At 69.8% G+C, this 10,801-nt stretch carries 4 protein-coding genes, 1 tRNA gene and 1 rRNA gene; 5 read left to right on the top strand and 1 reads right to left on the bottom strand.

The features are described 5' to 3' along the window. The 3 genes from rrf to IH50_RS0132945 form a co-directional block, all read left to right on the top strand. A 5S ribosomal RNA gene (rrf, locus tag IH50_RS38945) occupies positions 1-95 on the top strand; the annotation flags it as partial. Positions 96-195: 100 nt separating this feature from the next. After that, positions 196-873, top strand: coding sequence for a DegT/DnrJ/EryC1/StrS family aminotransferase (locus IH50_RS0132950; protein ID WP_030870771.1), 678 nt, complete (start codon positions 196-198; stop codon positions 871-873). Between the two features lie 78 nt (positions 874-951). Beyond that, positions 952-1,024: transfer RNA gene (locus IH50_RS0132945), tRNA-Thr, on the top strand. Positions 1,025-1,104: 80 nt separating this feature from the next. Here the strand turns inward: IH50_RS0132945 and IH50_RS0132940 are convergent. Then, positions 1,105-3,858 carry a SpoIIE family protein phosphatase gene (locus IH50_RS0132940; protein ID WP_030870768.1) on the bottom strand — a complete coding sequence of 918 codons (2,754 nt, stop codon included), beginning with the start codon at positions 3,856-3,858 and terminating at the stop codon, positions 1,105-1,107. Positions 3,859-4,274: 416 nt separating this feature from the next. Between IH50_RS0132940 and IH50_RS0132935 the strand changes: the two genes are divergently transcribed. Then, a complete protein-coding gene (locus tag IH50_RS0132935) occupies positions 4,275-9,746 on the top strand; it encodes a HAMP domain-containing protein (protein WP_030870766.1) in 5,472 nt (1,823 codons plus the stop codon). A gap of 307 nt (positions 9,747-10,053) precedes the next feature. Continuing rightward, complete coding sequence (locus IH50_RS0132930; RefSeq protein ID WP_030870763.1) at positions 10,054-10,731, top strand: response regulator; 678 nt, start codon at positions 10,054-10,056, stop codon at positions 10,729-10,731. Positions 10,732-10,801 lie beyond the last annotated feature (70 nt).

Below are 10,801 nucleotides of genomic sequence, written 5' to 3'. Positions count from 1 at the left end.
AAACGCCCGGTTACATTCCGAACCCGGAAGCTAAGCCTTACAGCGCCGATGGTACTGCAGGGGGGACCCTGTGGGAGAGTAGGACGCCGCCGAACAATCATTCAAAAGGGTTGGACCCCGAACTTCGGTTCCGGGTCCAACCCTTTTTTGTTCTGCGTCACTTGACGTTCACGTTGCGCAACGAGCATCCACTGCATGAGTACTGCTGCACTGCTCAGGGCCGCCGGTGTCGGAGTGGGCGACGAGGTCGTCGTACCGGCCTTCGGGAACGTGGAAGTCGCCGAAGCCGTGGCGATGGCAGGGGCACTGCCGGTGTTCGCCGACATAGACCCGGCGACGTACTGCCTGGAGCCGGCCGCGGTGGAGGCGGCCGTAACTCCGCGGACGGCAGCCGTCGTTGTCGTACACCGCTTCGGAAGGCCCGCCGACGTCGGACGGTTGCACGCGCTCGGCCGCCGGCGCGGGCTGCTGGTGCTGGAGCACGGGGAATCCGAGGCTCCGTACGACGAGATGGCTCGACGGCGGGAGCGGGCGGCGTTCCTCGACGCCAAGTTGAGGGGCGTGCGGACACCCGAGAGCGGAGTCGGGCACACCTATCAGCAGTACGTCGTGCGGGTGCCGGGGAACGGCAGGCCCGACCGGGACGCCTTCGCACGCGCCATACGGGGCAAGGGTGTTGAGTGCCGCGTACCGGTGAAGACCCCCGTGCACCGGATGCCCGAGTTCCGGCGCTGCGTGTCCCTGCCCGAGACCGAGCGGGCCGCCGACGAGACACTCGCGCTTCCCGTGGACGCGTCGCTGACCAGACGGGACATGCAGCGGATCGCGGCGGCGTGCAACGCGCTGGGCGGGCTGCTCCAGCCGACCGGCTGAGCGGCGGTTGGGAGCACGGGCCCGTTCGGGGTATGATCTATTCCGTTGGCGAGCGGAAAACCCCGCACACGGCAACAGGCCCCTATAGCTCAGTCGGTAGAGCGTCTCCATGGTAAGGAGAAGGTCAACGGTTCGATTCCGTTTGGGGGCTCGGACAGAAAGGCCCCGCCCATTCGGGCGGGGCCTTTCTCATGCCCTGCGGGGAGTGCCCTCCCCGCAGGGCAACTTCCGCTAATCCGTGTGCAGGCCCGGTACGCGCATGGCGAGGATCGCCATGTCGTCGGACGGGGGTTCGGAGGCGAAGCGTTCCACCGCACGCATGATGCGGGCCGCGACCGCGCCGGCCGTCAGTCCGGTGCAGGTGGTCAGGACGTCGGCGAGGCCGTCGTCGCCCAGCATGCGGGGACCCTCACGGCGTTCGGTGACACCGTCGGTGACGCAGAGGAGCACGTCGCCGGGATCGAGGGTGACCGTCTGCTCGTACAGTTCCAGGTCCTCGATGACGCCGAGGAGGGGCTGCGGCTCCGCCGCCGGTTCGACCGTGCCGTCCTGGCGCAGACGGAGCGGGAGAGGGTGACCGGCGCAGACCACCTTCAGTTCCGCGCTGCCGTCGTCCTGCGGGCGCATCTCGCCGTAGAGGAGGGTGAGGAAGCGGCTGCGGGCGCCCTCGTCGAGGATCGCGGAGTTGAGGCGCTCCAGGACCGCCGGGCCGCTGAGGCCCTCGCGGGCCAGCAGCCGGAGCGCGTGCCGGGCGAGACCGGTCACGGCCGCCGCGTTGGGGCCGGTGCCGCAGACGTCGCCGATGGCGAAACCGTACGCGCCGTCACTGATCGGGAAGAGGTCGTAGAAGTCGCCGCCGACCTCGTTGCCCTCGCCGGCCGCGCGGTAGATGACCTCGACCTCGACGCCGTCGATCGTCGGCAGCTCCGGCGGCAGGAGACTGCGCTGGAGGGACTGGCTGATGGCCGTGCGCTCCGAGTAGAGGCGGGCGTTGTCCAGCGCCAGGGCGGCCCGCCGGGAGAGATCCTCGGCGAGCTCCAGGATCTCCTGGCGGAAGTGCTCGTCGGTCGGCTTGCCGAGCGTCAGCATGCCGATGACCCGGTTGCGGGCGACCAGCGGCAGGACCACCGTCTCGCCTCCGACCGCGGCGGCCGTCGCGAGGGTCGGGCCGATGCCCGGGGTGACCTGACGGGTCGGACTGCCGCTGAGGCCGAGGCTGCGCATGGAGGTGCGCAGGGCCGCCTGGTGGGCGACCTCCGCGGGGGCGGACCAGATGCGGGCGCCGGGCGTGGGGACCGGGTCGGGCGGGGCGATCTTCGACAGCAGGGACTTGATGCCGTCGATCAGCTCCTCGTCCTCGTGCAGCACGTAGGAGAGATACGGCTCGGAGGCCTGGTCGGCGATCGTGTAGACGGCGCACCAGGTGGCGAGGGTCGGCACCGTCATCTGGGCCATCAGGGCCAGGGTCTGGTCCCGGTCCAGGGTGCCGGCCAGCAGGTCGGAGGCCTCGACGAGGAAGCTGAGCGAGCCGCGGCGCAGGCGCTCCAGCTCACCCAGACGGGCCGACTCGACGGCGAGCGCGATGCGGTCCGCCGCGAACTGCAGACGCAGCGCCTCCTCGTTGGAGTATCTGCCGGGTGCCTCGGCGGCGACACCGAGAGAGCCGGTGAGACGGCCCTCCACCTTCAGCGGGACGGTGACGACCGAGCGCATGCCGGTGCTGTTGAGGAGCGGCACCGCGCCGGGGAGGGCGGCCAGGTCCTCGTGGACGGCCGGCATGCGGGCGGAGCCGTAGCGGCCGGGGCCGGCCTCGACGGGGACGCGGGCGAAGCGCTGACGGGCCGAGGGCAGGCCGGTGGAGGCGCGGACCTCCAGTTCCGTCTCGTCGTCGGTGGCGAGGAGCAGGAAGGCGGAGTCGCCGTCGAGCATGTCGCGGGCGCGTTCCACCGTGCGCTGGAGCAGCCCGTCGAGGTCGTCCGGGGGCGGGGAGCCGATGAAGACCTCGAAGGGGTCGGTGCTCTGGCCCTCGGAGGTGCCGGACTTGTCGGACGCGGGGCCGCGCAGCGGGGTCTGCAGAACCGCCCGTTCGTGGTCCCGTACGAGGAGGCAGACCGTTGACGGTTCGCCGTCGGTGTCCCGTACTCGCAGGTGGGAGGCGTACACGGGGATCACCCGGCCGTGGGCGCCCCTGATGCCGTAGCTGCCCTCCCAGCGGGAGAGCTGGAGCGCGTCGGCGATGCCGGTGCCGGTGCCCGGGGTGTGCGGCCAGGCCGCGAAGTCGGTCAGCGGCTTGCCGGTGACCTGTTCGGCGGAGTAGCCGAAGAGTTCCTCGGCGTCCTCGTTCCAGGCGCTGACGGAGCCGGTCCGGTCGATCTGGACGACGGCGACGCGGACCCGGGTGTCGGCGAGCGGGAGGAGGTGGGCCGGCAGGGAGGGGCCGGCGGCGCGGGTGCCGACCGGGCGCTCGGGAAGGTCGAGCCGGAACCAGACGGTCTTGTGGGTGGGGGTGTAGTCCACGCCCCAGTGGCCGGCCAGGGCCGCGCAGAGCTGGAGCCCGCGGCCCCCCTCGCGGTCGGGGTTGCCCATGGTGACGGCGGAGCCCTGGAGCGGGATCTCCCGCTCCGGATACCGGTCGGCCACCTCGATCCGTACGCCGTCGTCGCTGCGCAGACAGAGCAGGTCGGCGGAGGTGCCGGCGTGGACCACGGCGTTGGTCACCAGTTCGCTGGTGAGGACCACGGCGTCGTCGACGATGTCGGCGAAACCCCAGCCCTGCAGGGTGTCGCGGACGAAGGACCGGGCACTCGCGACCGATCGCCCCACGGGCTCGAAGCTGGCGGCCGCGCGCGCGGTGATCACAGAACTCCTCGACCGGTTCTCGACGGGCATGGCTCCCTGGCCGGTGGGCTCGTGCCGCTGCTGCGGCAGGCCGTCAGCCGGCCGTGGGTCCGGGGGCTGCTCCCCCGGGATCAGTCCGGTGGTCATGTGTGCGGCCGCCCTCCGATGCCCGCTCGTTCCCGTGCCACCGCCCAGGCCGGGCGGACCGGCGTGGCTGGACAGCCGGATGCAAGGTTACTTACCTTCACGGTCCGAGCGAATGCCGGTCTGCTGTGTTTCCGTCCGGAGGTGTTCTTCGTCCGGCGGGTGTGCGGACGGTGTGCGAAGCTGCCGGACTGTTATCGCCTGGTTCGGCGAGGGTGAAACACTGGGCAGGCTTGTGGTGAGGGTCCGGGCGGGCCGTGTGCCTTCCGCCCCGGGTGGGCAGCAGCCCCCTTGGCGGCGCCTTCGGAACGTCGGGCAGGACATCGCGGTAGTACGGGAAGAGCACAGGAACATCGGGAACGCCCCTGGCGGTGTGCCCGGGCACAGCGGTAACGGTCGACCCCTGCGGGAGGGACACAGTGGAGTCTGGCGCAGCGACGCGGGGCACGAAGACGACGCGCGCGAAAGGCGGACGGTCCCTGGGCGAGCCGGGAAGGACACGGGGCGGGACCACGACCGTGGAGACGGCGGCTCTGAACCGGTTGATGACGGCGCTGGTGGCGATGCGGGACGGGAACTTCCGCAAGCGGCTCACGGTGTCCGGCGACGGCGTGATGGCGGAGATCGCGGCGGTCTTCAACGAGGTGGCCGACCGCAATCTCCACCTGACGGGTGAGCTGGCGCGGGTGCGCCGCATGGTCGGGCGTGAGGGAAAGCTCACGGAGCGGCTGGAGACGGGGGCCTGTGAGGGTTCCTGGGGGGTCGCGATCGACAACTCCAACGCGCTGGTGGACGACCTGGTGCGGCCCGTCTCCGAGGTGAGCCGGGTGCTGTCGGCGGTGGCGGAGGGCGATCTGTCGCCGCGCATGGAGCTGCGGACGCAGGCGGCGCCGGAAGGGGCCGGGCATCCGCTGCGGGGCGAGTTCCTGAAGGTCGCGCGGACGGTGAACAACCTGGTCGACCAGTTGTCGACGTTCACCGACGAGGTCACGCGCGTGGCCAGCGAGGTGGGCACCGAGGGCAAGCTGGGCGGTCAGGCCCAGGTGCGCGGCATGTCCGGCTCCTGGAAGGACCTGACGGACTCCGTCAACACGATGGCGGAGCGGCTGACGGCGCAGGTGCGCGACATCGCGCTGGTGACGACGGCCGTCGCGCGCGGTGATCTGTCCCGCAAGGTCACCGTGCACGTCGAGGGCGAGATGCTGGAGCTGAAGAACACCGTCAACACGATGGTGGACCAGCTCTCCGCGTTCTCCTCGGAGGTGACACGCGTCGCGCGTGAGGTGGGCACCGAGGGCGCCCTGGGCGGCCAGGCGCAGGTGCCCGGGGTGGACGGGGTGTGGAAGGAGCTCACCGACTCCGTCAACACCATGGCCGGGAACCTCACCGCTCAGGTGCGCGGGATCGCCGAGGTGACGACCGCGGTCGCCAGCGGTGATCTGTCGCGGAAGGTGACGGTGCCGGCGCGCGGCGAGGTCGCGCAGCTCGCCGAGACGATCAACCAGATGACCGAGACACTGCGGATCTTCGCGGACGAGGTCACGCGGGTCGCCAACGAGGTCGGGGCCGAGGGACGGCTGGGCGGTCAGGCGAACGTACCGGGGGCGGCGGGGACGTGGAAGGACCTGACGGACTCCGTCAACACGGTGTTCCGCAACCTCACCACTCAGGTGCGGGACATCGCCGCGGTGACGACGGCGGTCGCCAACGGTGACCTGTCGCAGAAGGTCACCGTGGACGTGGCCGGCGAGATGCTGGAGCTGAAGAACACCGTCAACACGATGGTCGACCAGCTGTCCTCCTTCGGCGCCGAGGTCACGCGCGTGGCGCGCGAGATCGGCGTCGAGGGCGAGCTGGGCGGTCAGGCGCAGGTGCCGGGGGCGGCGGGGACGTGGAAGGACCTGACGGACTCCGTCAACACGGCGTTCCGGAACCTCACCGGACAGGTGAGGAACATCGCCCAGGTGACGACGGCGGTCGCCAACGGCGATCTGTCGCAGAAGGTCACCGTGGACGTCTCCGGCGAGATGCTCCAGCTGAAGAACACCGTGAACACGATGGTGGACCAGCTGTCGAGCTTCGCCGACCAGGTCACGCGGATGGCCCGGGACGTGGGCACGGAGGGCCGGCTGGGCGGTCAGGCACGGGTGGACGGCGTGTCGGGCACCTGGAAGGAGCTCACCGACTCCGTCAACTCGATGGCGTCGAATCTGACCGGTCAGGTGCGCAACATCGCCCAGGTGACGACGGCCGTCGCGCGGGGTGACCTGTCGCAGAAGATCGACGTCGACGCGCGCGGGGAGATCCTCGAGCTGAAGAACACCATCAACACGATGGTGGACCAGCTCTCGTCGTTCGCCGACCAGGTGACCCGGGTGGCCCGGGACGTGGGTACGGAGGGCCGCCTCGGTGGTCAGGCGCAGGTGCCCGGGGTCGCCGGCGTGTGGCGGGACCTGACGGACTCCGTGAACGGCATGGCGTCCAACCTGACCGGTCAGGTGCGCAACATCGCCCAGGTGGCGACGGCGGTGGCACGTGGTGACCTGTCGCAGAAGATCACCGTGGACGCGCGCGGGGAGATCCTGGAGCTCAAGAACACGCTGAACACGATGGTGGACCAGCTGTCGTCGTTCGCCGAGGAGGTCACCCGGGTGGCCCGCGAGGTGGGCACCGAGGGCATCCTCGGCGGTCAGGCCGAGGTGCAGGGGGTCTCCGGGACCTGGAAGGACCTCACGCAGTCGGTGAACGGCATGGCGAACAACCTGACCCTCCAGGTGCGCAACATCGCCGAGGTCACCACGGCGGTCGCCAAGGGCGACCTGTCGAAGAAGATCACCGTCGACGCCAAGGGCGAGATCCTGGAGCTGGTGACCACCGTCAACACGATGGTGGACCAGCTGTCGTCGTTCGCCGAGCAGGTGACCCGGGTGGCCCGTGAGGTGGGCACCGAGGGCATCCTGGGCGGCCAGGCACACGTACCGGGTGTCACGGGCATCTGGAAGGACCTGAGCGACAACGTCAACCTGATGGCGAAGAACCTGACCACCCAGGTGCGGAACATCTCCCAGGTGTCCGCGGCCGTCGCCAACGGTGACCTGTCGCGGCAGGTCAGCATCGAGGCGCGTGGTGAGGTGGCGCAGCTCGCCGACACCATCAACATCATGGTGAAGACGCTGAGCGCGTTCGCGGAGCAGGTCACCAAGGTGGCCCGCGAGGTGGGCACGGACGGCATCCTGGGCGGGCAGGCGCACGTGCCGGGTGTGGCGGGGACGTGGAAGGACCTCACCGAGTCGGTGAACCAGATGGCGTCCAACCTGACCGGTCAGGTGCGCAACATCGCCATGGTGACGACGGCCATCGCCAAGGGTGACCTGACGAAGAAGATCGACATCGACGCGCGCGGGGAGATCCTCGAGCTGAAGACCACCATCAACACGATGGTGGACCAGCTGTCGTCGTTCGCCGAGGAGGTCACCCGCGTGGCCCGTGAGGTGGGTACCGAGGGGCAGCTCGGCGGCCAGGCACGCGTGCGGGACGTGGACGGCACCTGGCGGGATCTGACCGAGTCCGTGAACGAGATGGCCGGGAACCTGACCCGGCAGGTGCGTGCCATCGCGCGGGTGGCGACCGCGGTGACCCGCGGCGACCTGAACCTGAAGATCGACGTGGACGCGTCCGGGGAGATCCAGGAACTCCAGGACTACATCAACAAGATGATCGCCAACCTGCGCGACACCACGATCGCCAACAAGGAGCAGGACTGGCTCAAGGGCAATCTCGCCCGCATCTCCGCGCTGATGCAGGGCCGCCGCGACCTGGAGGACGTGGCCTCGCTGATCATGAGCGAGCTGACGCCGGTGGTGTCCGCGCAGCACGGCGCGTTCTTCCTGGCGATGCCGCTGGTCGACGGCGAGGACCTGAACGCCGCGGACGACGACCAGTTCGAGCTGCGCATGCTCGGCTCGTACGGCTACTCCATGGGGTCCATGCCGACGTCGTTCCGGCCCGGTGAGGGGCTCATCGGGACGGCCGCCGTGGAGAAGCGCACGATCCTCGTGCAGGACGCGCCCAGCGGCTACCTGAAGATCTCCTCGGGGCTCGGGGAGGCACCGCCGGCGCAGGTGATCGTGCTGCCGGTGCTGTTCGAGGGGAAGGTGCTCGGCGTCATCGAGCTGGCCTCGTTCACGCCGTTCACGCACATCCAGAAGGACTTCCTCAACCAGATCGCCGAGATGATCGCGACGAGCGTCAACACCATCTCGGTCAACACCAAGACCGAGCGGCTGCTCTCGCAGTCCCAGGAGCTGACCGAGCAACTGCGCGAGCGGTCGGCGGAGTTGGAGCAGCGGCAGAAGGCGCTCCAGGCGTCCAACGCCGAACTGGAGGAGAAGGCCGAGCTGCTGGCCCGGCAGAACCGGGACATCGAGGTGAAGAACACCGAGATCGAGGAGGCGCGGCAGGTCCTGGAGGAGCGCGCCGAACAGCTCGCGGTCTCCATGCGCTACAAGAGCGAGTTCCTCGCCAACATGTCGCACGAGCTGCGGACGCCGCTCAACTCGCTGCTGATCCTGGCGAAGCTGCTCGCCGACAACGCGGAGGGGAACCTCTCCCCGAAACAGGTCGAGTTCGCCGAGACCATCCACGGCGCCGGGTCCGACCTGCTGCAGCTCATCAACGACATCCTCGACCTGTCGAAGGTCGAGGCGGGCAAGATGGACGTCTCCCCGACGCGCATCGCGCTGGTCCAGCTCGTGGACTACGTGGAGGCCACCTTCCGGCCGTTGACCGCGGAGAAGGGCCTGGACCTGTCCGTGCGGGTGTCGCCGGAGCTGCCGGCCACGCTGCACACCGACGAGCAGCGGCTGCTCCAGGTGCTGCGCAACCTGCTGTCCAACGCGGTGAAGTTCACCGACTCCGGATCGGTCGAGCTGGTCATCCGGCCCGCCCGGGACGAGGTTCCGCAGGCCATCCGGGAGCAGTTGCTGGAGGCCGGTTCGCTGACCGACCCGGACGCGGACCTGATCGCGTTCTCGGTGAGCGACACGGGCATCGGCATCGCGGCCGGCAAGATGCGGGTGATCTTCGAGGCGTTCAAGCAGGCCGACGGCACCACCAGCCGCAAGTACGGCGGTACGGGTCTGGGGCTGTCCATCTCGCGGGAGATCGCGCAGCTCCTCGGCGGCGAGATCCACGCGCAGAGCGAGCCGGGCCGCGGCTCGACGTTCACGCTGTACCTGCCGCTGCACCCGAGCGAGCTGCCCCCGAACGGCTACCAGCAGCCCATGCCCGCGCTGGAGGCCGGTGACCTGGTGGCCTCGGCCGAGCCGGCCGGGCCGCAGGCCGAGACGCCGGCCGAGGTGAAGTCGTACCGGGACACCCAGAACGGTCCGGCCGCGCTGTTCCGGCGCCGCCGCAGGATCACGCTGGAGCCGCGGCCCGCTCCGGAGGCCGAGCAGTGGCCGGACGCGGAGCAGCAGGAGCCGGCTCCCCGGCCGTCGAGCCGCGGGATCCGTTTCGGCGGGCAGAAGGTGCTGATCGTCGACGACGACATCCGCAACGTCTTCGCGCTCACCAGCGTCCTGGAGCAGCACGGCCTGTCCGTGCTGTACGCGGAGAACGGCCGCGAGGGCATCGAGGTGCTGGAGCAGCACGACGACGTGGCGGTCGTCCTGATGGACATCATGATGCCCGAGATGGACGGGTACGCCACGACCACGGCGATCCGCCGGATGCCGCAGTTCGCCGGGCTCCCGATCATCGCGCTCACCGCGAAGGCGATGAAGGGCGACCGCGAGAAGGCGATCGAGTCGGGTGCCTCCGACTACGTGACCAAGCCGGTCGACCCCGATCACCTGCTGTCGGTGATGGAGCAGTGGATGCGGGGGGAGTGAGACCGGCGCCCGGAGGGGGCGCGAAGGCGACGGGAAGCCGCGGTCTTCACATGATGTTGCTGACGCGGTGTGCGCGAAGTCGTGTAGAAGTACGGGAATCGGGGAACCTTCTGGTCTCCCGCCGCGTTTCTGCTACGTGCACAGTGACATCACGGTGACAGGGTGTGGCGACGGGCGGGGTGCGGCTACGATGACCGGCACAAGGACGGGCGGCGCAAGGGAGTCGTCCCCTGGAGCGGTACCCACCGGTACGGCCCCAGGTCCTGTGGACAGGGGAGGCCCCAAGCCGGGGCGAGGAGGGCGGGCCATGGTGCAGAAGGCCAAGATCCTCCTGGTCGATGACCGGCCGGAGAATCTGCTCGCGCTGGAGGCGATCCTCTCGGCGCTCGATCAGACGCTGGTGCGGGCATCGTCCGGGGAGGAAGCGCTCAAGGCACTGCTCACGGACGATTTCGCGGTCATTCTGCTGGACGTCCAGATGCCGGGCATGGACGGTTTCGAGACCGCCGCGCACATCAAGCGGCGGGAGCGGACCCGGGACATCCCGATCATCTTCCTCACCGCGATCAACCACGGCCCGCACCACACCTTCCGCGGGTACGCGGCGGGCGCGGTCGACTACATCTCCAAGCCGTTCGACCCGTGGGTGCTGCGCGCGAAGGTCTCGGTCTTCGTCGAGCTGTACATGAAGAACTGCCAGCTACGGGAGCAGGCGGCGCTGCTGCGGCTCCAGCTGGAGGGCGGCGAGAAGGACACGGCCGAGTCCAAGGAGACGGCGGGGCTGCTCGCGGAGCTCTCGGCGCGGCTCGCGGCCGTCGAGGAGCAGGCCGAGGCGCTCACCAAGCAGCTCAACGACGAGTCGACCGACGCTGCCGCGGTGGCCACGGCCGCCCATCTGGAGCGCAAGCTCACGGGGTTGCGGCGGGCGCTGGACGCCCTGGAGCCCGGGACCGGCAGCGCGTCGTCGGTGCCGTCGCAGAACTGACGCCGAGGGCAGGGGCGTTGGCCGGGCATCCGATGCGCGGTGGAGGTGAGACCGCGTCAACCGCGCGTCA

This window comes from Streptomyces sp. NRRL S-37 (assembly GCF_000721605.1).
Taxonomy (GTDB): Bacteria; Actinomycetota; Actinomycetes; order Streptomycetales; family Streptomycetaceae; genus Streptomyces.
This window is presented reverse-complemented; position numbering and strand designations above follow the sequence as displayed.

Excerpts from the sequence above, each read along its gene's own strand:
- IH50_RS0132950 (WP_030870771.1), top strand. The coding sequence starts at position 196 with ATGAGTACTGCTGCACTGCTCAGGGCCGCCGGTGTCGGAGTGGGCGAC.
- IH50_RS0132940 (WP_030870768.1), bottom strand. The coding sequence starts at position 3,858 with ATGACCACCGGACTGATCCCGGGGGAGCAGCCCCCGGACCCACGGCCG.
- IH50_RS0132930 (WP_030870763.1), top strand. The coding sequence starts at position 10,054 with ATGGTGCAGAAGGCCAAGATCCTCCTGGTCGATGACCGGCCGGAGAAT.